The sequence below is a fragment of the Enterobacter sp. NFIX58 genome (assembly GCF_900110475.1).
Classification (GTDB): domain Bacteria; phylum Pseudomonadota; class Gammaproteobacteria; order Enterobacterales; family Enterobacteriaceae; genus Enterobacter; species Enterobacter quasiroggenkampii.
In genome coordinates this window covers 304,815-327,672 of the sequence record NZ_FODW01000004.1, presented here as the reverse complement: position 1 = coordinate 327,672, position 22,858 = coordinate 304,815, and the positions used below count along the sequence as shown (strand labels likewise).

The 22,858-nt window shown below is 55.5% G+C and carries 23 protein-coding genes and 1 other annotated feature; of the genes, 6 read left to right on the top strand and 17 right to left on the bottom strand.

Going from position 1 to position 22,858, the window contains the following annotated elements:
• Window positions 1-59 precede the first annotated feature (59 nt).
• The 4 genes from nhaR to dnaK form a co-directional block, all read right to left on the bottom strand.
• Entirely contained in the window at window positions 60-959 is a 900-nt protein-coding gene (gene nhaR / locus BMW97_RS17910) for a transcriptional activator NhaR (protein WP_032660752.1), read from the bottom strand.
• A gap of 58 nt (window positions 960-1,017) precedes the next feature.
• Window positions 1,018-2,193, bottom strand: a complete 1,176-nt coding sequence (gene nhaA, locus BMW97_RS17905) for a Na+/H+ antiporter NhaA (RefSeq protein ID WP_047746184.1) — start codon at window positions 2,191-2,193, stop codon at window positions 1,018-1,020.
• A gap of 172 nt (window positions 2,194-2,365) precedes the next feature.
• A complete protein-coding gene (gene dnaJ / locus BMW97_RS17900; protein ID WP_008502040.1) occupies window positions 2,366-3,511 on the bottom strand; it encodes a molecular chaperone DnaJ in 1,146 nt (381 codons plus the stop codon).
• 87 nt (window positions 3,512-3,598) lie between these two features.
• Window positions 3,599-5,512 carry a molecular chaperone DnaK gene (gene dnaK, locus BMW97_RS17895; protein ID WP_045907761.1) on the bottom strand — a complete coding sequence of 638 codons (1,914 nt, stop codon included), beginning with the start codon at window positions 5,510-5,512 and terminating at the stop codon, window positions 3,599-3,601.
• A 296-nt stretch (window positions 5,513-5,808) separates the two neighbouring features.
• Between dnaK and satP the strand changes: the two genes are divergently transcribed.
• Window positions 5,809-6,375 (top strand): acetate uptake transporter, encoded by a 567-nt coding sequence (gene satP / locus BMW97_RS17890; RefSeq protein WP_032649862.1) that lies wholly within the window; start codon window positions 5,809-5,811, stop codon window positions 6,373-6,375.
• On the opposite strand, the gene BMW97_RS17885 is transcribed toward satP, so the two are convergent.
• From BMW97_RS17885 to tal, 3 genes are all read right to left on the bottom strand, one after another.
• Window positions 6,352-7,674 (bottom strand): MFS transporter, encoded by a 1,323-nt coding sequence (locus BMW97_RS17885; protein WP_045907760.1) that lies wholly within the window; start codon window positions 7,672-7,674, stop codon window positions 6,352-6,354. The two genes, satP and BMW97_RS17885, sit on opposite strands and share 24 nt — an antisense overlap.
• Window positions 7,675-7,796: 122 nt before the next feature.
• Window positions 7,797-8,384: a molybdopterin adenylyltransferase gene (gene mog, locus BMW97_RS17880; protein ID WP_008502044.1), complete on the bottom strand. Its 588-nt coding sequence runs from the start codon at window positions 8,382-8,384 to the stop codon at window positions 7,797-7,799.
• Window positions 8,385-8,494: 110 nt separating this feature from the next.
• Window positions 8,495-9,448: a transaldolase gene (tal, locus tag BMW97_RS17875; protein WP_024907418.1), complete on the bottom strand. Its 954-nt coding sequence runs from the start codon at window positions 9,446-9,448 to the stop codon at window positions 8,495-8,497.
• Between the two features lie 262 nt (window positions 9,449-9,710).
• Here tal and BMW97_RS17870 point away from each other — a divergent pair, with 262 nt between their 5' ends.
• Both BMW97_RS17870 and yaaA read left to right on the top strand, forming a co-directional pair.
• Window positions 9,711-11,141: an alanine/glycine:cation symporter family protein gene (locus BMW97_RS17870; protein ID WP_045907759.1), complete on the top strand. Its 1,431-nt coding sequence runs from the start codon at window positions 9,711-9,713 to the stop codon at window positions 11,139-11,141.
• Window positions 11,142-11,207: 66 nt separating this feature from the next.
• The gene (yaaA, locus tag BMW97_RS17865; RefSeq protein WP_008502047.1) at window positions 11,208-11,981 is read left to right on the top strand and encodes a peroxide stress protein YaaA; all 774 of its coding nucleotides are present in this window, start codon (window positions 11,208-11,210) and stop codon (window positions 11,979-11,981) included.
• A 32-nt stretch (window positions 11,982-12,013) separates the two neighbouring features.
• Here the strand turns inward: yaaA and BMW97_RS17860 are convergent, their stop codons facing one another.
• The 7 genes from BMW97_RS17860 to yjjY all read right to left on the bottom strand — a co-directional run bounded on the left by BMW97_RS17860 (window position 12,014) and on the right by yjjY (window position 18,906).
• Window positions 12,014-12,316 (bottom strand): DUF2502 domain-containing protein, encoded by a 303-nt coding sequence (locus BMW97_RS17860; RefSeq protein WP_045907758.1) that lies wholly within the window; start codon window positions 12,314-12,316, stop codon window positions 12,014-12,016.
• 319 nt (window positions 12,317-12,635) lie between these two features.
• Window positions 12,636-13,922 (bottom strand): threonine synthase, encoded by a 1,287-nt coding sequence (gene thrC / locus BMW97_RS17855; protein WP_023326668.1) that lies wholly within the window; start codon window positions 13,920-13,922, stop codon window positions 12,636-12,638.
• 3 nt (window positions 13,923-13,925) lie between these two features.
• Entirely contained in the window at window positions 13,926-14,855 is a 930-nt protein-coding gene (gene thrB, locus BMW97_RS17850) for a homoserine kinase (RefSeq protein WP_045907756.1), read from the bottom strand.
• Window position 14,856: 1 nt separating this feature from the next.
• A complete protein-coding gene (thrA, locus tag BMW97_RS17845; protein WP_045907755.1) occupies window positions 14,857-17,319 on the bottom strand; it encodes a bifunctional aspartate kinase/homoserine dehydrogenase I in 2,463 nt (820 codons plus the stop codon).
• Window positions 17,320-17,343: 24 nt separating this feature from the next.
• Window positions 17,344-17,461 (bottom strand) — a sequence feature (Thr leader region).
• On the bottom strand, window positions 17,400-17,468 hold the full coding sequence (thrL, locus tag BMW97_RS17840; RefSeq protein WP_015572623.1) for a thr operon leader peptide: 69 nt from the start codon (window positions 17,466-17,468) through the stop codon (window positions 17,400-17,402). (Overlaps the previous feature by 62 nt.)
• Before the next feature lie 211 nt (window positions 17,469-17,679).
• On the bottom strand, window positions 17,680-18,366 hold the full coding sequence (locus tag BMW97_RS17835; RefSeq protein ID WP_090393055.1) for a tRNA/rRNA methyltransferase: 687 nt from the start codon (window positions 18,364-18,366) through the stop codon (window positions 17,680-17,682).
• Window positions 18,367-18,765: 399 nt separating this feature from the next.
• Window positions 18,766-18,906 (bottom strand): YjjY family protein, encoded by a 141-nt coding sequence (yjjY, locus tag BMW97_RS17830; protein WP_085928893.1) that lies wholly within the window; start codon window positions 18,904-18,906, stop codon window positions 18,766-18,768.
• 95 nt (window positions 18,907-19,001) lie between these two features.
• Between yjjY and arcA the strand changes: the two genes are divergently transcribed.
• Window positions 19,002-19,718, top strand: coding sequence for a two-component system response regulator ArcA (gene arcA, locus BMW97_RS17825; protein ID WP_003856501.1), 717 nt, complete (start codon window positions 19,002-19,004; stop codon window positions 19,716-19,718).
• A 46-nt stretch (window positions 19,719-19,764) separates the two neighbouring features.
• On the opposite strand, the gene creA is transcribed toward arcA, so the two are convergent.
• Window positions 19,765-20,238: a protein CreA gene (gene creA, locus BMW97_RS17820; RefSeq protein WP_090393053.1), complete on the bottom strand. Its 474-nt coding sequence runs from the start codon at window positions 20,236-20,238 to the stop codon at window positions 19,765-19,767.
• Window positions 20,239-20,449: 211 nt separating this feature from the next.
• On the opposite strand from creA, the gene robA reads away from it, so the two are divergent.
• On the top strand, window positions 20,450-21,319 hold the full coding sequence (gene robA, locus BMW97_RS17815) for an MDR efflux pump AcrAB transcriptional activator RobA (RefSeq protein WP_045907752.1): 870 nt from the start codon (window positions 20,450-20,452) through the stop codon (window positions 21,317-21,319).
• Here the strand turns inward: robA and gpmB are convergent.
• Window positions 21,316-21,963 (bottom strand): 2,3-diphosphoglycerate-dependent phosphoglycerate mutase GpmB, encoded by a 648-nt coding sequence (gene gpmB / locus BMW97_RS17810; RefSeq protein WP_008502057.1) that lies wholly within the window; start codon window positions 21,961-21,963, stop codon window positions 21,316-21,318. The two genes, robA and gpmB, sit on opposite strands and share 4 nt — an antisense overlap.
• A 50-nt stretch (window positions 21,964-22,013) precedes the next feature.
• Here gpmB and yjjX point away from each other — a divergent pair, with 50 nt between their 5' ends.
• Window positions 22,014-22,529 (top strand): inosine/xanthosine triphosphatase, encoded by a 516-nt coding sequence (yjjX, locus tag BMW97_RS17805; RefSeq protein ID WP_045907751.1) that lies wholly within the window; start codon window positions 22,014-22,016, stop codon window positions 22,527-22,529.
• Here yjjX and trpR read toward each other — a convergent pair.
• Window positions 22,526-22,852, bottom strand: coding sequence for a trp operon repressor (trpR, locus tag BMW97_RS17800; RefSeq protein ID WP_021240574.1), 327 nt, complete (start codon window positions 22,850-22,852; stop codon window positions 22,526-22,528). The genes yjjX and trpR overlap by 4 nt on opposite strands.
• Between the last annotated feature and the right edge of the window lie 6 nt (window positions 22,853-22,858).

The window sequence follows — 22,858 nt, the reverse complement described above, 5'->3', positions numbered from 1 at the left end:
TCGCCGCTTGTTGTTGCTTGTTTTAAAAGAACCCGCTTAACGCGGGTTTTTTTATGTCTTCAGATTGCCGGTGGCGTAAACAGCGCCGAGTAGTCACGGTTACAGATTCGCTGCACCGCAGGGTGCTGAATCATTCTTTCGGCAAATATGGCGTGATACTCCTCCATCACGTTATCCACTCTGCCTATCTCCGTAATCTTGTCATCCGAATAGAGATCGTGCGCGTAGAGCGTCGGCGCAACAAAGATGGCGTTATGCGCTTCACCAAAGGCTTTCATCAGCGCCGCATCGTCAAACTCACCGAGGATTTCCACCTTCAGCCCCTGGGAATTAAACCAGTTCAGCAGCTTGCGTCCGAGCATGGAACGTCTTCCCGGCACCAGCAGGCGACGCTCTTCCAGGCAGGCCGGGAAGGGTTTCTCCGGCGGCGGATTAATGCACCAGAAGCTCACGCCGCATTCACCAATCTTCACCGAGAACAAGCCTTCCTGCTGCGTGGAGTCAATCGGGCAGTCCGAGATAATCATGTCCAGCTTGTGCTGGCTTAGCTGTTCCAGCAGCATCTCGTGAGTGGATTCAAAGCAGCGAAGATGAATTTGTTCATCTTCAACCACCGCTGCGTCCAGCACGCCGCTCACCAGCCGTTTGGACAGCGCATCCGCCACGCCAACATCAAAGAGCAGGTTCGACTCTTTGCGATAGTTAACGATATCCAGCATCTCCTGGCTCAGGGTGAACATCTTGTCCGCGTAGCGGAAAACCAGTTCACCCAGTTCGCTGGGTTCAATCCCGCGCCCCTTACGCTTGAACAGCTTGCCCTGCAAACGCTCTTCCAGCGCCTTAATTTGCCCGGTGATGGTTTGCGGCGTCAGGTAGAGCGCCTCTGCTGCCCCGACCACCGACCCCTGTTTATAGACGTGCCAGAAGTAGTAAAGATGGTTGTAATTCAAATGAGACATCGCGTCTTCTCTCCCTGAGTGTGTATCGGGAGAAGGCTCGCCTCCTCCCGGTGTTCCGTTATGCCTGGACGGCCTGTCCGGACAATTTTACCTTCAGCAAGGTATAACCGATTACCGCGGCCAGTAATGACCCGATAAGAATGCCGAGTTTCGCCCAGACGATCAGCTCAGGCGCATGCGCGCCAAACGCCAGCGTCGAGATAAAGATCGACATCGTAAACCCGATACCACACAGCACGCCGACGGCCATAATCTGCTTAAACGTGGTGCCGTGCGGCAATGACGCCAGCTTCAGTTTCGTCGCCAGCCAGCAGAAGAGACTAATACCCAGCGGCTTACCGATAAACAGCCCGGCAATAATGCCCAGCGGCAGCACGGACGTTAGCCCGTCCAGCGTCACCCCGCCGAGGGAAACGCCCGCATTGGCAAACGCAAACAGCGGCAGGATCATAAAGGCGACCCACGGATGCAGCACATGCTCCAGCTGTTTGGCAGGCGACTTGCCGTCCTGCGGCTTCAGCGGCACGAAGAAGCCGACGATCACCCCAGCCAGCGTGGCATGCACGCCTGATTTCAGCACCGCCGTCCACAGCACCATCCCCACGAGGATGTAGATACCGATGCGGCGCACATTAAAGATGTTCAGCAGCGCCAGCACCGCAATCGCCCCGGCAGCCACGCTCAGGGAGAGGATCGACAGATCGCTGGTGTAGAACAGCGCGATAATCACAATGGCGCCAAGGTCATCAATAATCGCCAGCGCCATCAGGAAGATTTTCAGGGCTACCGGCACGCGGCTTCCCAGCAAGGCCAGCACCCCGAGCGCAAAAGCGATATCCGTCGCAGCCGGGATCGCCCAGCCGTGACGTGCGATCGGATCCTGCCAGGTGAACGCCAGAAAGAGCAGCGCCGGCACCACCATCCCGCCGAGCGCAGCAATGACCGGGAACGCCGCACGCTGGCGGCTGGCAAGCGAACCCAGCACCAGCTCACGCTTAACCTCAAGCCCCACAAGCAGGAAGAACACCGCCATCAGCGCATCGTTGATCCACAGCAGCATGTTCTTGTTGATTTCCAGCGCCCCGACCTTCAGCTCAACGGGCGTTTCCAGAAAAGCATGATACAGATCGCGGGTCATTCCGACGTTGGCCAGTACCATCGCGGCCGCAGCAGCCATAATCAGGATCACGCCGCCGGATGCCTCACTGCTAAAGAAACGGTGTAGTAATTTCACTTTAGTTCTCTCTTTTACAACAATACCTCGATAAAACCATAATACCAAGCCAGATAACTCGGCAAAAACAGATTAATATTGAGTATAGATTCAGTTTAACCGAGCAATACCGATAAAAAGAAAAAGCCCGGAATCGCTTCCGGGCTTTTGCGGATAAAAACCAGCTAGTCGATTAGCGGGTCAAATCATCGAAGAATTTTTTGACGCCATCGAAGAAGCTTTTGGAGCGCGGGCTGTTTTTCTCACCCGTCGGGCCACCGAAGCTCTCCTGCAACTCTTTCAGCAGCTGTTTCTGCTTGTCGTTCAGGCCAACCGGCGTTTCCACGACGACGCGGCACAGCAGGTCGCCCTGCGCACCACCACGAACGGATTTAACGCCTTTACCGCGCATGCGGAACAGCTTACCGGTCTGGGTCTCGCCCGGGATCTTCAGATTGACGCGGCCATCCAGCGTCGGTACTTCAATTTCGCCACCGAGTGCGGCCATCGCGAAGTTGATCGGCACTTCACAGTACAGGTTGTTCCCTTCGCGCTCGAAAATCGCGTGCTGTTTAACCTGCACCTGAACGTACAGATCGCCTGCCGGTGCGCCGTGTTCTCCGGCTTCACCTTCGCCCGCCAGACGGATGCGGTCGCCCGTATCGACGCCAGCTGGGATCTTAACGGACAGGGTCTTGGTTTTCTCAACGCGACCGTGGCCGTGGCACTTGGTGCACGGATCTTTAATCAGCGTACCGCGACCGTGACAGTGCGGACAGGCCTGCTGTACCGCGAAGAAGCCCTGACGCATCTGCACCTGGCCGGAACCGTGACAGGTTGGACAGGTCTGCGGCTGCGTACCCGCTTTCGCGCCGCTGCCATGGCAAACGTCACACTCTTCCAGCGTCGGAATACGGATCTCTTTGGTGACACCGCGAACGGCCTCTTCCAGCGTCAGATCCATGTTGTAGCGCAGATCCGCGCCGCGCGCCGCGCGCTGACGACCACGACCGCCGCCGAAGATATCGCCAAACACATCGCCAAAGATATCGCTGAAGTCAGCGCCGCCGCCAAAGCCGCCGCCGCCGAATCCACCGCCGCCCATGCCGCCCTGTTCAAAGGCTGCGTGACCGTACTGGTCATAGGCCGCACGTTTTTGTGCATCGGTCAGGACTTCGTAGGCTTCTTTGATCTCTTTAAATTTGGCTTCAGCCTCTTTGTCACCCTGATTACGGTCCGGGTGGAATTTCATGGCCAGGCGCTTATACGCCTTTTTGATTTCACGCTCTTCCGCAGTTTTCGGAACGCCTAAAATCTCGTAATAGTCTTGCTTTGCCATTGGTTTTTTTAAGCCCCTTAACATGCGAGCACGGGCGTGGAGAGTTCTCCTACGCCCGTGCCGATTAATTACCCTGCATCAGGGCGATTATTTTTTGTCTTTAACTTCTTCGAACTCAGCGTCGACAACGTCGTCGTCTTTCGCGTTGTTCGCAGAAGCGTCAGCGCCCGCCTGCTGTTGAGCGTGCTGCTGCTGAGCGATTTCCATCAGCTTCTGGGAAGCCTGTGCCAGCTCCTGCATTTTCGCTTCGATGTCCGCTTTGTCTTCGCCTTTCAGAGACGTTTCCAGCGCGCTCAGTGCAGCTTCGATAGCAGTTTTGTCTTCCGCTGGCAGCTTATCGCCGGCTTCTTCAACCTGCTTACGGGTGCTGTGCAGCAGATGGTCACCCTGGTTACGGGTCTGAACCAGCTCTTCGAACTTACGGTCGGATTCCGCGTTAGCTTCGGCATCGCGAACCATTTTTTCGATTTCTGCTTCGTTCAGGCCAGAAGATGCCTTGATGGTGATCTTCTGCTCTTTACCGCTGTTTTTGTCTTTCGCAGACACGTGCAGGATACCGTCAGCATCGATGTCGAAGGTGACTTCGATCTGTGGCATGCCGCGCGGTGCCGGGTTAATACCGTCCAGGTTGAACTGACCCAGAGATTTGTTATCCGCCGCACGCTTACGCTCACCCTGCAGCACATGGATGGTTACCGCAGACTGGTTGTCTTCAGCGGTAGAGAACACCTGGCTGTGCTTGGTTGGGATGGTGGTGTTTTTGTTGATGAGCGCCGTCATCACACCGCCCATGGTTTCGATACCCAGAGACAGCGGGGTAACGTCCAGCAGCAGTACGTCTTTCACTTCACCGGTCAGTACGCCACCCTGAACCGCAGCACCAATTGCCACCGCTTCGTCCGGGTTAACGTCTTTACGTGGCTCTTTACCAAAGAACTCAGCCACTTTCTTCTGGACCATTGGCATACGGGTCTGGCCACCAACGAGGATAACGTCGTTGATATCAGACACGGACAGGCCAGCGTCCTGCAGAGCAACTTTCAGCGGCTCGATAGAACGGTTCACCAGGTCTTCTACCAGGCTTTCCAGTTTCGCACGGGTCACTTTGATGTTCATGTGTTTAGGACCGGTCGCGTCTGCGGTGATGTACGGCAGGTTCACGTCGGTCTGCTGAGCGGAAGACAGTTCGATCTTCGCTTTCTCAGCGGCTTCTTTCAGGCGCTGCATAGCCAGCGGGTCGTTACGCAGGTCAATGCCCTGATCTTTCTTGAATTCGTCAACGAGGTAGTTGATCAGACGGGTATCGAAGTCTTCACCACCCAGGTGGGTATCACCGTTGGTTGCCAGAACTTCGAAGGTTTTTTCGCCGTCAACTTCGTCGATTTCGATAATAGAGATATCGAAGGTACCACCACCCAGGTCGTAAACCGCGATAGTACGGTTGCCAACTTCTTTATCCAGACCGTAAGCCAGTGCAGCCGCGGTTGGTTCGTTGATGATACGTTTTACTTCCAGACCTGCGATACGGCCAGCATCTTTGGTTGCCTGACGCTGAGCATCGTTGAAGTAGGCAGGAACGGTGATAACCGCTTCCGTTACCGGTTCGCCCAGGTAATCTTCAGCCGTTTTCTTCATTTTTTTCAGCACTTCAGCAGAAATCTGCGGTGGTGCCGTTTTGGTGCCTTTCACATCAAGCCATGCATCGCCGTTATCTGCTGCGATGATTTTGTAAGGCATGATGGAAACGTCACGCTGAACTTCTTCGTCCTGGAAGCGGCGGCCGATCAGGCGTTTAATCGCAAACAGGGTGTTTTGCGGGTTTGTCACTGCCTGACGTTTAGCCGGCTGACCAACCAGAGTTTCACCATCCTGGGTATAAGCAATGATAGAAGGCGTGGTGCGATCGCCCTCGGCGTTCTCCAGCACGCGTGCAGTAGTGCCATCCATAATCGCTACACAAGAGTTGGTTGTACCCAGGTCGATACCAATAATTTTACCCATCTAAACGTCTCCACTAAAAATTCAGTCAACATGTGGTTGTGTACCTGTAATAAGGGCAGAACGTGCTTTTTCAACTGCCCAGATTTGATTTTTTTCAGGTCCACACACTGCGGTTGACTACAAGATGGGGTCGCGACGGCATCCATCAAGGGGGAATGATAAAAAAAATTTTAATTTCACCCTGATGAGATCATAGACGCCATCGATTGCGCCCATTATGATGCCGCGCCCCGTCAGGGAGAACTGACGCGGGTTTAACCATTTCACCATATTAATGATGATTTTTTTGAGGACTTATGGGCAACACTAAGTTGGCTAATCCGGCTCCGCTGGGCCTGATGGGTTTTGGCATGACCACTATTCTGCTGAACCTGCACAATATCGGGATGTTCCCGATGGATGGCATCATCCTGGCGATGGGCATTTTTTACGGCGGTATCGCGCAAATTTTCGCGGGCCTGCTGGAATATAAAAAAGGCAATACCTTCGGCTTAACCGCCTTCACCTCTTACGGTTCTTTCTGGCTGACCCTGGTTGCCATTCTGCTGCTGCCTAAAATGGGCATGGCAGACGCGGCAAACGCCCACTTCCTGGGCGTTTATCTGGGCCTGTGGGGCATCTTCACCCTGTTCATGTTCTTCGGTACCCTGAAAGGCAACCGCATGCTGCAGTTCGTCTTCCTGAGCCTGACCGTCCTGTTCGCCCTGCTGGCGATTGGTCACCTGGTGGATAACGAAGGCATCGTTCATGTTGCAGGCTGGATTGGTCTGGTTTGCGGCGCAAGCGCTATCTACCTGGCAATGGGTGAAGTGCTGAACGAGCAGTTTGACCGCACCGTGCTACCGATTGGTGAAAAACACTGATCCTTCTGTCGTGTCCGCCTCGCGGGCACGACATCCCTTCTTCTGCCCCAGCCAAATCCCTAATCCCAGCCCCAGCACCGACAGCGCCAGCACGTACCAGGCCGGAGCCATGGGAGACACGCCCATCAGGACCGTCACCGCAATCGGCGTCAGCCCGCCGAAAATGGCATACGACACGTTGTAGGAAAACGAAATCCCGGTGAAGCGAACCTCTGGCGGGAACGCGCGCACCATCACGTACGGTACCGCCCCGACAACGCCCACGCACAGCCCTACCACGCCGTACAGCAGGAACAACTGTTCAGGATGGCTGCCTGCCAGATGGTAAAACGCCCAGCTTGAAGCGGCCAGTAACAGGCTGCCGACAATAAAGGTGACGCTGGCACCGAAACGATCCGCCGCCAGCCCGGCGGCCAGACAGCCAAAGCAGAGCATGATTGTCGCGATACTGTTTGCCTGTAGCGTCACGGCAGGGGCGAAACCGTACTGCTTTTGCAGCCAGACTGGGGACATCAATATCACTACCACAATGCCCGCCGAGAGCAGCCAGGTGAGTAGCATCGACACCACCACCGCTTTTTTATGGCGTACCACGACCGCCTTCACCGGCAGCTCCTGCGCCAGCGCTTTGCGCTGCTGCATTTCGAGGAAAATGGGGGTCTCCTGCAGCCAGCGGCGCAGGTACATCGCGACCAGACCAAACGCCCCGCCCAGCAGGAACGGAATACGCCATCCCCAGTCGTGTACGGCCTGCTGCGTGATGCTGGTATTCACAATGGTTGCGACCACCGAGCCGAGCAGGATCCCGACCGTCAGCCCCGCCGTTAAGGTTCCGCAGGCGATACCAATGCGGCGCGCCGGAACATGCTCCGCGACAAACACCCACGCGCCCGGCACTTCACCGCCAATTGCCGCGCCCTGCAGGACGCGCATCAGTAACAGCAGCAACGGCGCGAGAATACCCATCGAGGCATAGGTAGGCAACAGACCAATGGCCAGCGTCGGCACGGCCATCAGCAGGATGCTAAGGGTAAACATCTTCTTACGACCGACCAGATCGCCAAAGTGGGCCATGATAATGCCGCCCAGCGGACGCGCCAGATACCCGGCGGCAAAAATGCCGAAGGTTTGCACCTGACGCAGCCACTCCGGGATATCTGCCGGGAAGAAGAGTTCCCCCACCACGGCGGCGAAGAAGACGAAGATAATGAAATCGTAAAACTCCAGCGCGCCGCCTAAGGCCGCGAGCGTGAGGGTTTTGTAATCCTGTCGATTCAGAGGTCGGGTGTTATGTGACATAGCGAACCATTATGCGTGTATTGTGGATTTATTTTTACAGCAATCGTAAAGAAAAAATTACTATACCGTAAAACCGTTACCACGCTATCGCCGCTTCAGCTTATGTCACATATTGATTAATTTCAGGAGATTGTTTCGCGACGCGCGTTTTTAGGACGAAAAGCTGCTACCACTTTCTCATCGGTTTCGACATACGGGCCGTCAAGCAGCTGTATACAATACGGTACACTTGCAAAGATACCGTGAACGATGACGCTACCGTCTTCCGCTTTAAGCCCTTCCAGAGTCTCTTTGATCGACTTCGGCTGGCCCGGCAGGTTCAGGATCAACGCCTGCTTGCGGATCACCCCCACCTGGCGGGAAAGAATGGCCGTCGGAACAAAGTGTAGACTGATCTGGCGCATCTGTTCGCCGAAGCCAGGCATTTCACGATCGGCAATCGCCAGCGTCGCGTCCGGCGTCACGTCGCGGCGTGCGGGGCCGGTTCCGCCGGTGGTTAACACCAGGTGACAGCTCATCTCATCCACCAGCTCACACAGGGTCTGCTCGATGATCGGCTGTTCGTCGGGAATCAGGCGAGTCTGGATCTCAAACGGGGTAGTCAGTGCACTGGCCAGCCACGCTTCCAGAGCAGGGATGCCTTTATCCTGGTAAACACCGCTGGAGGCGCGGTCAGAAATCGACACTAAGCCGATGCGTAAGGTATTCATATCCATTCCATTCAAAGAGTACTGATTAAAGGGAATGATACACGCAGAGAGGGGATTCAGACAGGGGACGAAAGCAGTCGCGTGACCGGGAGCCCGGTCACGCGGAATGATTACAGCAGGTCGCCGATCATTTTTTCCAGTTTGCCCTGGTCAACAGCAAACTTACGGATACCGTCCGCCAGCTTGTCTACCGCCATTGGATCCTGGTTATGCTGCCACAGGAACTCGGATTCAGTGATGCGCTCTGGGCGTGCTTTCACTTCACCGGTGTAGGACAGTTTACGCTCCAGGGTACCTTCGCTTTCTGCCAGCTCTTTCAGCAGCGCAGGCGCGATGGTCAGGCGGTCACAGCCAGCCAGCTCGATGATTTCACCGACGTTACGGAAGCTTGCGCCCATAACCACAGTCTCATAGCCATGCTGTTTGTAGTATTCGTAGATTTCAGTCACAGAAATCACGCCTGGATCTTCAGCCGGTGCGTACTCTTTCTTATCGGTGTTGGCTTTGTACCAGTCCAGAATACGGCCTACGAACGGAGAAATCAGGTATACGCCCGCTTCTGCACAAGCACGCGCCTGCGCGAAGGAGAACAGCAGGGTCAGGTTACAGTTGATACCGTCTTTTTCCAGCTGCTCTGCCGCGCGAATACCCTGCCAGGTAGAAGCCAGTTTGATCAGGATACGATCGTTGCTGATGCCCGCGTCGTTGTACATTTTGATCAGACGTTTCGCTTTGGCAATAGACGCTTCGGTGTCGTAGGAGAGACGCGCATCCACTTCGGTAGAGATACGGCCAGGAACCAGTTTCAGGATCTCCAGACCGATGTTCACTGCCAGTTTGTCAGTGGCATCCACAACCTGCTGCGCGCGGTCATTGCTCTGCGCTTTCGCCCAGGTCACTGCGTCGTCAATCAGTTTGCGATACTCAGGGATCTGTGCGGCGTTAAGGATCAGAGAAGGGTTGGTTGTGGCATCCTGCGGCTGGTACAGCTTCATTGCCGCGATATCTCCGGTGTCAGCTACGACAGTGGTGAACTGACGAAGGGAGGTCAATTTATCCGTCATGATAGTGTTTCTCTTTTAACGTGCCCTGGATAATTCACGCTACCGACAGCATGCCTGCAGCGGAAAAATGACAGGTTTACTTGTTAGGGGGATGTAACCGGTCTGCCCTGATGATAACACGACGGAGGGGTAGCGCAACCGCAGACAGTGCGCTTAGGCAGAGTATGATAAACTGGAAATATTAACAGGCTGCTAAGCAACAGCATGCCCAATCAGTGGTAGCGCTTACATATTCACATTGGCATCAACAAGAGGGACGTTAATGCCTGATTTCTTTTTCTTTATTAACGAAGTCCTTTGGGGTTCGATAATGATATACCTGCTTCTGGGAGCAGGGATTTGGTTTACGCTACGCAGTGGGTTTATCCAGTTTCGCTATATTCGCAAGTTTGGCAGAAGTCTGAAAAACAGCGTCACGCCTCAGCCGGGCGGATTAACGTCATTCCAGGCGCTCTGTACCAGCCTCGCGGCTCGCCTCGGCAGCGGCAATCTGGCGGGCGTTGCGCTGGCCATCAGCGCCGGTGGGCCGGGCGCGGTCTTCTGGATGTGGGTGACGGCGCTACTCGGGATGGCCACCTCCTTTGCCGAAAGTTCGCTTGCACAACTCTACAAAGAGAAAGATAAGCACGGCCAGTTTCGCGGTGGTCCAGCCTGGTACATGGCGCGTGGCTTAGGGATGCGCTGGATGGGCGTCCTGTTCTCGGTTTTTTTACTGCTCGCGTACGGTCTTATTTTTAATACCGTCCAGGCGAATTCGGTCGCCAACGCCCTGCGCTATGCCTTCTCCTGCCCCGAGTGGATCGCGGGTCTCGCTTTAGCCCTCGTCGTTCTGCTTACCATCTCGGTCGGTCTCAAGGGCATCGCTCGCCTGATGCAGTGGCTGGTGCCCATTATGGCGCTGCTCTGGGTTGCCGCGAGCCTGTTCGTTGCCGCACTGCATCTCGATCAGGTGCCGGGCGTGATTGCCACCATCGTCAAAAGCGCCTTTGGCTGGCGCGAAGTGGCCTCCGGGGCGCTGGGCTACACCTTCAGCCAGGCGCTGATGGCGGGTTTTCAACGGGGCATGTTCTCCAATGAAGCCGGTATGGGGTCAACCCCCAACGCGGCCGCCGCCGCCTCTTCCTGGCCGCCGCACCCGGCCGCACAAGGCATTGTGCAGATGATTGGCGTCTTTACCGATACCATTATTATCTGTTCCGCCAGCGCCATGATTTTGCTGCTGGCAGGCCCCGTACCGCACGCGTCGGGCACCGTCGGGATACAGCTTCTCCAGCAGGCGCTGGTCAACCTGACCGGCGGCTGGGGAGCCGGATTTGTCTCGCTCATCCTGATCTTGTTTGCCTTCAGCTCGATAGTGGTGAATTACCTTTACGCCGAAAATAACCTTATTTTCCTGAAGCTCGACTCCCGCGCCGCAATCGGAACCCTGCGCCTGGGGGTTATCCTGATGGTGATTGCAGGCTCCCTGCTCAGTATGCCGCTGGTCTGGCAGCTGGCCGATATCATTATGGCGCTGATGGCGATCACTAACCTCACGGCAATCCTGCTGCTCTCGCCCGTGGTGACCCTGATTGCCAGAGACTATCTGCGTCAGCGTAAACTCGGCGTTCCGCCGGTCTTTGATCCCGCCCGCTATCCCGATATCAAGGCGCAGCTTGCCCCCGGCACGTGGGATGATTTGCCGCGGCAATAACAGCTATCGATCAATTCGGGGCGATTTTTTGCTAAAGTCGCTCTAAATTTCCTGCAAGGACTGGATATGCTGATTCTGATTTCACCTGCAAAAACGCTCGACTACCAGAGCCCGCTCGCCACCGAACGCTATACCCAGCCTGAACTGCTGGACTATTCGCAACAGCTGATCCGCGAAGCGCGTAAGCTCTCTGCGCCGCAAATCGCCTCGCTGATGAGCATCAGCGACAAGCTGGCAGACCTTAACGCGACCCGCTTTCATGAATGGCATCCGGATTTCACCCCTGCCAACGCTCGTCAGGCGATTCTGGCATTTAAAGGCGACGTATATACCGGCCTGCAGGCGGAAGATTTTAGCGAAGCCGATTTCGATTTTGCCCAGCAGCATCTGCGCATGCTGTCGGGTCTGTACGGCGTACTGCGCCCGCTGGATCTGATGCAGCCGTACCGTCTGGAGATGGGGATTCGCCTGGAGAATGCCAAAGGCAAAGACCTGTACCATTTCTGGGGCGATATCATCACCGATAAGCTGAATGCGGCGCTGCGTGCACAGGGCGATAACGTAGTGATTAACCTGGCGTCCGATGAATACTACAAGTCGGTGAAGCCGAAAAAACTGGATGCCGACATCATCAAGCCGGTATTCCTTGACGAGAAGAACGGCAAGTTCAAAGTGATCAGCTTCTACGCCAAGAAAGCGCGTGGCCTGATGAGCCGCTACATTATCCAGAACCGCCTGACGAAGCCGGAGCAGCTAACCGCCTTCAACAGCGAAGGCTATTTCTTTGACGAGGCGTCGTCAGGGAAAGGCGAACTGGTGTTTAAGCGCCACGAGCAGTAAAAACAAACCCCGCCAACTGGCGGGGTTTTGCATTAGTGGTGTTTCCAGTCCGGGCCGCGATCGTCGCGGCGGTCATCGTGGTGATGGTCATCGTGACGATCGTCGTGTTTACGATGCTCATCATGTGGGCGCCAGTGGTTATCGCGCCAGTCATAATGCGCTTTCCACCAGTCGTGGTCGCGCCAGCGGCCGCCGTCCCAGTAATGCCCGTTATTATCCCGGTCGCCAATCTGCAGTTTGACCGCGGGTACGAGGGTGATTTCGGATGCCTGTACCGCCATGGGAGCGACCAGCATCAGTGAAAGCGCAATCAGCACAGGTTTCAGTGTAGACATCGGTGACTCCTTATTATCTTTGCCCAACGTGGGCCGATGTAAGGAGAGTACGCGAGGGGAACGGGGGATGTTATTCTCTGCAATCCTAAACGCTAAGTGACCGCATTTATTGGGAATTTCTACTTTTTCCCTGCTATTTTTCTCCTTAATTTCTTCACAAAAAAAGCCGGGTGGCGGCTTCGCCTTACCCGGCCTACGTTCTGAGCCGTTGTCGTCGTTGTAGGCCCGGTAAGGCATAGCCGCCACCGGGCAACACAATCACGCACGCGTCATCATTGGTTGTAGGTCGGGTAAGGCGTAGCCGCCACCCGACAAAAAATCATGCGCGAGTCATCATCAGCTTACGCAGCGCGGCAAAGTCTGCCGGTAGCTCATGAGACAGCAGCGGCAAGTCGGCACGCTCGGCCAGCTCTTTCGGCAGCGGCAGCGTTTCGCCCAGAATCGCCTCCACGCTCTCTTTGAACTTCGCCGGATGTGCGGTTCCCAGGAACAGGCCGTATTCACCCGGATTAAGCTGATCGCGCAGCGCGCGGTAGGCAATCGCCGCGTGCGGTTCAGAGGTATACCCCACCGCCTTCAGCTCGCGCATGGTGGATTTGGTGGTCTCATCCGTCACCGCGGCATAGCCCAGGTCGCCCAGACGCCAGATCTTACGGCGGAACAGCTCTTCCACGCGCGGCCAGTTGTTTGGCTGTGACACATCCATCGCATTGGAGAGGGTCGCCTGCGTGGCGTTCGGCGCCCACTTCCCGTCTTTCAGGAAGCGCGGCACGGTGTCGTTGGCGTTGGTGGCGGCGATAAAGCGTTTCACCGGCAGCCCCAGGGATTTTGCCAGCAGGCCCGCCGTCAGGTCACCGAAGTTACCGCTCGGCACGGAGATCACCAGCTGGTTGCGCGCTTCCTGCGGCAGTTGCGCCACCGCTTCGAAGTAGTAGCAGATCTGAGCCAGCAGACGGCTGATGTTGATGGAGTTGGCGGAGTTCAGACCCAGCGCCACCTTCAGCTCTTCGTCGTCGAAGGCCTGCTTGACCAGCGCCTGGCAGGCATCGAAATCACCGTCAATTGCCACGGTTTCAATGTTGCCGCCGAGGGTGCAGAACAGTTTCTCCTGCAGCGGGCTGATTTTACCTTTCGGATAGAGGATCACCACGCGGACGTTTTTCAGGCCGTAGAACGCGTGGGCTACCGCCGCGCCGGTATCGCCGGAGGTTGCGGTCAGGATGGTCACCGGCTTGTCGCCGCTGATGTGGGTCAGCATCTGCGCCATAAAGCGGCCGCCGAAGTCTTTGAACGCCAGGGTCGGGCCGTGGAACAGCTCCAGACAGCCGACGTCAGGCTCAACCTGCTGAACCGGCGCCGGGAACGCGAATGCCGCGCGTACGCGCTCTTCCAGCAGCTCCTGCGGAATTTCATCGCCGATAAACGCGGACAGAATTTTGGTGCTGCGGGTGACAAAATCCTGCTTCAGCAGGTCATCAATCTCGGTCAGCTGGAATTCTGGCAGGTCATGAGGGAAAAACAGCCCCTGATTTTTACCCAGTCCCTGAGTCACCGCCTGCGCGAAGCTGACCTGCTCGTTATGATCTTTAAGGTTGTAGAGTTTCATTAATTATCCCAGTACTCGTGCGCCAGCCGTGTCCAGACGGCAAATATGAACAAAGCCTTCCTGATTTTGCAGGTAGTGTTTAGAGAGCCAGTCCGCCACGCGCTGCGCAGTGTCTGCCTTGTCGCACAGGGCGAACAGCGTCGGGCCGGAGCCGGAGATGCCGCACGCCTGCGCGCCGATATCCATTGATGCCTGTCGCGCCTCGTTAAAGCCGGGCAGCAGCTTCGTGCGGTACGGCTCGGCAATGACGTCCTTCATCAGTTTGGCCGCCAGCTGCGGCTGGCGGGTGTAGCAGGCGTGGATAAAGCCCGCCAGATGCCGCCCGTGGGCAATACAGTCCTGACGACGATACTGCGCGGGCAGGATCGCACGCGCTTCCGCGGTTGAAACCTTGATACCCGGATAGGCCAGCACCCACAGCCACTCATCAAACCCTGGCACCTGCTGGCTGATGATGCCATTTTCTTCGATCATCAACTGCATACCGCCGAGGAAGCACGGCGCCACGTTGTCATAGTGAATGCTGCCGGAGATACGCCCTTCCAGCTCGCCCATTAAGCCCAGCAGGCGGTTGTTGTTCAGCGGCTTGCCGCAGTGCTCGTTCATTGCTACCAGCGCGGCGACCACCGAGCAGGCGCTGGACCCCAGACCCGAGCCGATCGGCATACTCTTTTCCAGCGTCATGGCGACCGGCACGTTTTTGCCGATCTCCTGACAGAAGCGTTCCCAGCACTGATAAACGATATTTTCGCGCGGCTCAGACGGCAGTTTACTGGCGAAGCGGCCCACGTTATTCAGGCTGAAGCTGTCTGCCGCTTCCACCGTCACCGTATCACCCAGCAGCGAACCATCCACCGGCGTCACCGCCGCACCCAGCACGTCGAATCCGACGCTCATATTCGCGCTGGAAGCCGGGGCATAAACTTTGACCATGTTAAACTCCTAACTTCCATGACAGGGTACGCAGCAGATCGGCAAACACACCCGCCGCCGTAACATCGTTCCCTGCGCCATAGCCGCGAAGCACCAGCGGCAGTGGCTGATAATAGTGGCTGTAAAACGCGAGGGCGTTTTCGCCGTTTTTGACTTTGTACAGCGGGTCGTTGCCATCCACTTCGGCAATCTTCACCCGGCACACGCCATCTTCTTCAATGTTGCCAACATAGCGCAATACCTTACCTTCATCACGGGCTTTTGCAACGCGAGCGGCAAACGCGTCGTCAAGCTGCGGCAAACTGGCCATAAAGGCGCCAACATCGCCGCTGCTGTCAAATTCTGCCGGCAGGACCGGTTCAATCACGATATCAGAAAGCTCAAGCTCACGGCCCGTTTCGCGGGCGAGGATCAGCAGCTTGCGCGCCACGTCCATACCGGAAAGGTCGTCACGCGGATCCGGCTCGGTATAGCCCAGCTCGCGCGCGGCGCGGGTGGCTTCCGAGAGGCTCATCCCCTCATCCAGCTTGCCGAAGATAAACGACAGCGAGCCGGAGAGAATGCCGGAGAAACGCTGCAGTTCGTCGCCCGCGTTAAGCAGGTTCTGCAGGTTCTCGATAACCGGCAGGCCCGCCCCCACGTTGGTGTCGTACAGGAACTTGCGGCGCGACTTGCTCGCCGCCAGACGCAGCTGGTGATAGTAATCCATCGACGAGGTGTTGGCCTTTTTATTCGGCGTCACCACGTGGAAACCTTCGCGCAGGAAGTCCGCGTACTGGTCGGCCACCGCCTGGTTCGAAGTGCAGTCGACGATGACCGGGTTAAGCAGGTGATACTCTTTTACCAGACGGATCAGGCGGCCCAGGTTGAACGGCTCTTTTGCCTCCTTCATCTCGGCCTGCCAGTTTTCCAGGTTCAGGCCGTGGACGTTGGTCAGCAGCGCTTTGGAATTCGCGATCCCGCAGACGCGCAGGTCGATGTGTTTCTTCTTCAGCCACGCCTGCTGGCGCTTCACCTGCTCCAGGAGCGCGCCGCCCACGCCACCCACGCCAATCAGGAACAGCTCGATGACCTGATCGGTGTTGAACAGCATCTGGTGAACCACGCGAACGCCGGTGGTGGCATCGTCGTTATCGACGACAACAGAAATTGAACGCTCTGACGAACCCTGGGCAATCGCCACGATATTGATATTGGCGCGCGCCAGCGCGGCAAAGAATTTGGCGGAGATACCGCGCAGGGTGCGCATACCGTCGCCCACCACGGAGATGATCGCCAGACGCTCCTGAATCGCGAGCGGCTCCAGCAGCTCTTCTTTCAGCTCCAGATAGAACTCTTCCTCCAGCGCGCGGCGGGCGCGCAGGCAGTCAGCCTGCGGCACGCAGAAGCTGATGCTGTATTCGGAAGAGGACTGGGTGATCAGCACCACCGAAATACCGTTGCGGGACATGGCCGCAAACACGCGTGCCGCCATGCCGACCATTCCTTTCATCCCCGGACCGGAGACGCTGAACATCGCCATATTGTTGAGGTTGGAGATGCCTTTCACCGGCAGACCGTCCTCATCGGTGCTCGCGCCAATCAGCGTACCCGGCGCCTGCGGGTTACCGGTATTTTTAATCAGGCAAGGGATCTGGAACTGGGCAATCGGGGAGATGGTACGCGGGTGAAGCACTTTGGCGCCGAAGTAGGAAAGCTCCATCGCTTCCTGGTACGACATCGACTTCAGCAGCCTGGCGTCCGGTACCTGGCGCGGGTCGCAGGTATAGACGCCGTCGACGTCAGTCCAGATCTCACAACAGTCCGCGCGTAAACAGGCAGCCAGCACGGCGGCGGAGTAGTCGGAGCCGTTACGGCCCAGCACCACCAGCTCGCCCTTCTCGTTACCAGCGGTAAAGCCAGCCATCAGGATCATGTGGTCAGACGGAATTTTGCTGGCGGCGATACGGCGGGTTGATTCGGCAATATCAACGGTGGATTCGAGGTAGTGGCCCACCGCCAGCAGTTTTTCAACGGGATCAATCACGGTCACGCTATGGCCGCGCGCTTCCAGCACGCCCGCCATGATGGCGATAGAGAGTTTTTCACCGCGACAAATCAGCGCCGCGTTGATGCTGTCCGGGCATTGGCCAAGGAGGCTGATGCCGTGCAGGACATGTTTAATTTGCGCGAATTCCTGCTCAACGAAGGACTTCAGCTGCGCATGCGGGAAGCCAGGCAGCGCCTCTGCCAGCCCTTGCAGTAAGTCAGCGAAGATACGCTCTGCGTCGCTGATGTTCGGAAGTGCATCCTGACCACCGATGGTCTTTTCAATCATCGCCACCAGATGGTTCGTGATTTTTGCCGGGGCAGAGAGCACGGTCGCAACCTGCCCCTGCCTGGCGTTGCTTTCCAGGATATCGGCAACACGCAGAAAACGTTCTGCATTTGCCACTGATGTACCGCCGAACTTCAACACTCGCATGGTTCTACCTCGTTTCCTTTAGCCGAAAAAAAAGCCCGCACTGTCTAGGTGCGGGCTTTTTTCTGTTTTTCCTGTACGCGTCAGCCCGCATCGTTACCTGTGGTAATGATGATGGTTGTGGTAATGGTGGTGATGCTGATGCGTTTCATGGATGTTGTGTACTCTGTCATTATTATCTGTCTGTGCTGTATTCTTTTAGGGTTAAAGGATCGGGCACCTTAAGTCAACGAATTTTTAATTTGATCACAATTCGGGAGACTCTCACGTCCCGCTGTGTGCAGATTTATTTTCATCCGATTCCCCCATGTGCAACCCATCCAGACAGACTTATTCGCCATAGTAAAAACTTATGTCAGTGTTTTACTCGGCCAATTTTTTTTCAATATCGTGTAGCAAACGGTGCAGCATGGCGGTGTCCCGCTGTTCAAGACGCCCCAAACGCTGCTGCAACCAGTCAGCCATTTTTTGATCGTCCGCCACCCCCAGATGCACGAGCAGGTTTTCTACGCGCGCGCGAAGTGCTGCAAGCTGATTTTCATCGGTTCCTGTATTTTGCGACGGGGGAATTTGTATTAAGGATGCTAATTGATAGCAATACACCATGACCGCCTGGCCTAAATTGAGGGACGGATAATCCGCGACCATCGGTGCCCCCGTCAGCACGTCCGCCAGTTCCAGCTCTTCATTGGTTAATCCGGAATCTTCACGCCCAAACACCAGCGCCGCTTTCTCCAGCCACTGGCTTTTCTCGCTGAGCATCGGCACCAGCTCCGCTGGCGTGGCATAGTAGTGGAACTTCGCCCGGCTGCGCGCCGTGGTTGCGACGGTAAACGAAATATCGTGCAGCGCATCGGCAAGCGTAGCGTAAGTGGTTATATTATCGAGAATATCTCCCGATCCGTGCGCCACCCAACGGGCGGCGGGTTCCAGATGGGCCGTGCTGTCCACAATACGCAAATCGGTAAAACCCATGGTCTTCATGGCACGCGCCGCTGCGCCTATATTTTCTGCTCTGGCTGGGGCAATCAGTACAATCGACAGATGCATTTATGCTCTCTTTTTAATCAGTTAGCCGGTAAAAATGTGATGCACTTCAACATATTACGCAGCGCGAATTTACAAAATTGCAACACAAATCACCGAAATAGCGTTTCATAACAAATTAAAAACGCTAAACTATTCTGTGTCTGAACAATCAGTTAGAATGTTAACAGAACACTATTATCCTTATGTTTTATAATGATAATAGCGACATGAATACCCTATTCTGATTGGATTCGCTTCGTTTATAAATCAATGTCCGCAACTAGTTGGTTTATTGAAAAATTGTGACAAAGGCTAGCATTCGGCTACGATGATTTCATCAAACTGTTAACGTGCTACAATTGAACTTGATATATGTCAACGAAGCGTAGTTTTATTGGGTGTCTGGTGTCACTTAGCCTGTTATGTTGCTGTTAAAATGGTTAGGATGACAGCCGTTTTTGACACTGTCGGGTCCAAAGGGAAAGTACCCAAGACCAAGCTAATGATGTTGTTGACGTTGATGGAAAGTGCATCAAGAACGCAATTACGTACTTTAGTCACGTTAAGCCGATCATGTTAATTTGCGACATGCATCAGGCAGGTCAGGGACTTTTGTACTTCCTGTTTCGATTTAGTTGGCAATTTAGGTAGCAAACATGCAGACCCCGCACATTCTTATCGTTGAAGACGAGTTGGTAACACGCAACACGTTAAAGAGCATTTTCGAAGCAGAAGGCTACGATGTCTTTGAAGCGACCGATGGCGCAGAGATGCATCAGATCCTTTCTGAAAATGATATCAACCTGGTGATCATGGACATTAACCTGCCGGGCAAAAACGGTCTTCTTCTGGCGCGCGAACTGCGCGAGCAGGCGAACGTCGCGTTAATGTTCCTGACGGGCCGTGATAACGAAGTTGATAAAATTCTTGGCCTGGAAATCGGTGCGGATGATTACATCACCAAGCCGTTCAACCCTCGCGAGTTAACCATTCGTGCACGCAACCTGCTGTCCCGTACCATGAATCTGGGCACGGTCAGCGAAGAGCGTCGTAGCGTTGATAGCTACAAATTCAACGGCTGGGAACTTGATATCAATAGCCGTTCGCTGATTAGCCCGAACGGCGAGCAGTATAAACTGCCGCGCAGTGAATTCCGCGCGATGCTGCACTTCTGCGAAAACCCGGGCAAGATCCAGTCCCGTGCAGAGCTGCTGAAGAAAATGACCGGCCGTGAGCTGAAGCCGCACGACCGTACCGTAGACGTCACCATCCGTCGTATTCGTAAGCACTTCGAATCTACGCCAGATACGCCGGAAATCATCGCCACGATCCACGGCGAAGGGTACCGTTTCTGCGGTGACCTGCAGGAGTAATCCCGCAGTTAACGCATTAAAAAACGGCGCATTTGCGCCGTTTTTTTTATTCCCGCCACGGCATAATCGGCACCGCGCTGATCGCGTTCTTCGGTGAGCCTTCCACCACTTTGTCAGAATAGGCAAGGTAGGCCAGCGTATTGCGTTTGGCGTCGTAGAAACGCGCAACCTGCAGCTTTTTGAACACCAGCGAGGTCCGTTTCTGGAATACCACGTCGCCCTGCGCTTTGCCGTTTTTAATTTTATCGCTCAATTCAACCGGTCCCACCTGCTGACAGGAGATCGCCGCATCGGAGGTGTCCTCCGCCAGCCCCAGGCCGCCTTTGATACCGCCTGTTTTCGCACGGCTGACATAGCAGGTGACGTTTTTCACGTCTGGATCGTCAAACGCCTCAACGACAATTTTGTGGTCCGGGCCAAACATTTTGAACACGGTATCGACGGAACCAATCTGTTCCGCCTGCGCAGCGCGTCCGACCATCAACATCAGCGCGGTGAAGAGCAAAGTCTTGTATTTCATATTGTTACCATTCTTTAAAATTACACTGAGCGATTATTCAACACTTTAGACAAAAATGTAGCAAGATCACAGGATTAGAATATATTTGCCCATAATGCCCTGCAAAAAGCATGAATGCGCAAAAAAAACACTGAATGCTAAAACATCAAAAAATGCTATTATCCGCTAACCTGTTATCAGGCACCTGCTGTTTTAAGGATGAGGATAGTATATGGATCAGGCTGGAATTATTCGCGACCTGCTCACCTGGCTGGAAGGTCATCTCGACCAGCCTTTGTCACTGGATAATGTGGCGGCTAAAGCAGGCTATTCCAAGTGGCATCTGCAAAGGATGTTCAAGGATGTCACCGGTCATGCTATCGGGGCCTATATTCGCGCACGTCGTTTATCGAAATCTGCTGTGGCTCTGCGCCTGACCGCGCGCCCGATTCTGGATATTGCCCTGCAATATCGTTTCGATTCGCAGCAGACCTTCACCCGCGCCTTTAAAAAACAGTTCTCGTTGACGCCAGCGCTGTATCGTCGCTCGCCTGACTGGAGCTCGTTTGGCATGCGTCCGCCGCTGCGTCTGGGCGAGTTCGCGATGCCGAAGTATGAAATTATTACCCTGCCGGAAACCCATCTGATCGGCACAACGCAGAGCTACTCCTGTTCACTGGAACAGATTTCCGAGTTCCGTCATCAGATGCGCGTTCAGTTCTGGCGCGACTTCCTGAGCCACGCGCCGGCGATCCCGCCGATCCTGTATGGTCTCAACGAAACGCACCCAAGCCAGGAAAAAGACGACGAGCAGGAGGTGTTCTACACCACCGCGCTGACGCCAGAGATGGCCAATGGCTACATTCAGGGTTCGAAGCCTGTCGTGCTGGAAGGTGGCGAATACGTGATGTTCGCCTATGAAGGGCTGGGAACGGGGGTGCAGGAGTTTATCCTGACCGTTTACGGAACCTGCATGCCGATGCTGAATCTGAATCGCCGTAAAGGTCAGGACATTGAGCTCTACTACCCGGCTCAGGATGCGAAACCGGAAGAAGGCCCTATCAATCTGCGTATGGAATTCTTGATTCCAATACGTCGTTAACGCTGCAGTTCGTCAAGCGCAGGGGCATCGAGATGCGAAATGTCCCCTGCCATCTCCACGACCCAACCTGACGCCAGCCACGCGCTTTCCTGATAATCAATTCGGGAAATGGAGCAGTTACGCAGACGCAGACGGCGCTCAGCGTAAGCCGGTAACCCCAGAATGGTGCTCACCAGGCAACCCAACGCAATCCCATGACTCACCAGCAGCGGACGGCTTCCCGCCGGAAGCTTCAGACATTCCGCCAGTGCGGCATGCATACGTACGCTGAGCTCCTGCATGGATTCGCCCTCAGGAATACGGCCATCTTCGGTACCGTTCACCAGCGTGCGGCGCCAGCCCTCTTCCGTTTCCGTCAGCGTATCGATATGGCGTTTTTCCAGCACGCCCATATCCAGCTCGCGCAGGCGCGGCTCAAGCATGACGTCACAACCGCAGGCGTCTGCGATGATGCGCGCCGTCTGCTGTGTGCGACCTAAATCGCTGGTAATGACGTGGGTAATGCCCAGCGTTCTGGCACGCTCTGCCACCTGCCACGCTTGCTGCACACCCTTCTCAGTGAGAGGACTGTCTGACTGGCCTTGAATACGTCGCTCGGCGTTCCACTGCGTTTCACCGTGGCGAACAAGGTATACCTGTAACATGCTTTTTTTCCGTTATACTGCGATGAGTTTTTTTTGAATCGAGCTTAATTATGCACCATGTTGTCTCTGCTACCACTAATCCTGCCAAAATTCAGGCAATTCTAAGGGCATTTGACGAGATCTTCGGCGCAGGATCCTGCCATATTGAGGCCATCGGCGTCGAGAGTGGCGTTCCTGAACAGCCGTTTGGCAGCGAGGAAACGCGCGCTGGCGCACGAAATCGCGTGGCAAATGCCAGGGTTGCGGCACCGGATGCGGACTTTTGGGTGGCGATTGAAGCCGGTATCGACGAAGGTGCAACCTTTAGCTGGGTGGTGATCGAAAGCCGTGAACAGCGCGGCGAGGCGCGTTCGGCCACCCTGCCCCTGCCGGAGATCATTCTGGAAAAAGTGCGTGCGGGTGAAGCGCTCGGGCCGGTGATGTCGCAGTACACCGGCATTGATGAGATTGGCCGTAAAGAAGGGGCGATTGGCGTCTTTACCGCCGGTGCGTTGACGCGTTCAGGCGTTTATCACCAGGCGGTGATCCTGGCGTTAAGCCCGTTCCATAACGCGATCTATCGTTAAGCGTTTTTCAACAACACCGCTTCCAGCCACTGGCGCAGCTCAACGGGCGCCGACTTCAGGCTGTTCGATCCGCGGGTAATCGTTGCGATGCCCGCGCCGAGCTCATTTTTCAGCTCGCGCTGGCTCATCTCGCCGCGCAGCAGCTCTTCAATGATGCGCACACGCGTGCCCAGCGCCTCACGCTCGTCTGGCGTAAGCATCAGCTGCATCAGGGGTAAATGCAAATCCTGCTCGTAAGACTGGCGAAGCAACTCCACAAAACGAAGCCACTCCTGATGACGTTGTTCGGCCATTGCCGAGGAATACGGGGAATGCTGGGTCATGTTATG

What these genes read in the sequence shown, in the direction of transcription:
- BMW97_RS17860 (WP_045907758.1), bottom strand. Translation starts at nt 12,316, where the DNA reads ATGTCTACACTGAAACCTGTGCTGATTGCGCTTTCACTGATGCTGGTC.
- tal (WP_024907418.1), bottom strand. Translation starts at nt 9,448, where the DNA reads ATGACGGATAAATTGACCTCCCTTCGTCAGTTCACCACTGTCGTAGCT.
- BMW97_RS17870 (WP_045907759.1), top strand. Translation starts at nt 9,711, where the DNA reads ATGCCTGATTTCTTTTTCTTTATTAACGAAGTCCTTTGGGGTTCGATA.
- thrB (WP_045907756.1), bottom strand. Translation starts at nt 14,855, where the DNA reads ATGGTCAAAGTTTATGCCCCGGCTTCCAGCGCGAATATGAGCGTCGGA.
- BMW97_RS17885 (WP_045907760.1), bottom strand. Translation starts at nt 7,674, where the DNA reads ATGTCACATAACACCCGACCTCTGAATCGACAGGATTACAAAACCCTC.
- robA (WP_045907752.1), top strand. Translation starts at nt 20,450, where the DNA reads ATGGATCAGGCTGGAATTATTCGCGACCTGCTCACCTGGCTGGAAGGT.
- nhaR (WP_032660752.1), bottom strand. Translation starts at nt 959, where the DNA reads ATGTCTCATTTGAATTACAACCATCTTTACTACTTCTGGCACGTCTAT.
- mog (WP_008502044.1), bottom strand. Translation starts at nt 8,384, where the DNA reads ATGAATACCTTACGCATCGGCTTAGTGTCGATTTCTGACCGCGCCTCC.
- BMW97_RS17835 (WP_090393055.1), bottom strand. Translation starts at nt 18,366, where the DNA reads ATGCATCTGTCGATTGTACTGATTGCCCCAGCCAGAGCAGAAAATATA.
- thrA (WP_045907755.1), bottom strand. Translation starts at nt 17,319, where the DNA reads ATGCGAGTGTTGAAGTTCGGCGGTACATCAGTGGCAAATGCAGAACGT.
- thrC (WP_023326668.1), bottom strand. Translation starts at nt 13,922, where the DNA reads ATGAAACTCTACAACCTTAAAGATCATAACGAGCAGGTCAGCTTCGCG.
- dnaK (WP_045907761.1), bottom strand. Translation starts at nt 5,512, where the DNA reads ATGGGTAAAATTATTGGTATCGACCTGGGTACAACCAACTCTTGTGTA.
- satP (WP_032649862.1), top strand. Translation starts at nt 5,809, where the DNA reads ATGGGCAACACTAAGTTGGCTAATCCGGCTCCGCTGGGCCTGATGGGT.
- creA (WP_090393053.1), bottom strand. Translation starts at nt 20,238, where the DNA reads ATGAAATACAAGACTTTGCTCTTCACCGCGCTGATGTTGATGGTCGGA.
- yaaA (WP_008502047.1), top strand. Translation starts at nt 11,208, where the DNA reads ATGCTGATTCTGATTTCACCTGCAAAAACGCTCGACTACCAGAGCCCG.
- dnaJ (WP_008502040.1), bottom strand. Translation starts at nt 3,511, where the DNA reads ATGGCAAAGCAAGACTATTACGAGATTTTAGGCGTTCCGAAAACTGCG.
- yjjX (WP_045907751.1), top strand. Translation starts at nt 22,014, where the DNA reads ATGCACCATGTTGTCTCTGCTACCACTAATCCTGCCAAAATTCAGGCA.
- arcA (WP_003856501.1), top strand. Translation starts at nt 19,002, where the DNA reads ATGCAGACCCCGCACATTCTTATCGTTGAAGACGAGTTGGTAACACGC.
- trpR (WP_021240574.1), bottom strand. Translation starts at nt 22,852, where the DNA reads ATGACCCAGCATTCCCCGTATTCCTCGGCAATGGCCGAACAACGTCAT.
- gpmB (WP_008502057.1), bottom strand. Translation starts at nt 21,963, where the DNA reads ATGTTACAGGTATACCTTGTTCGCCACGGTGAAACGCAGTGGAACGCC.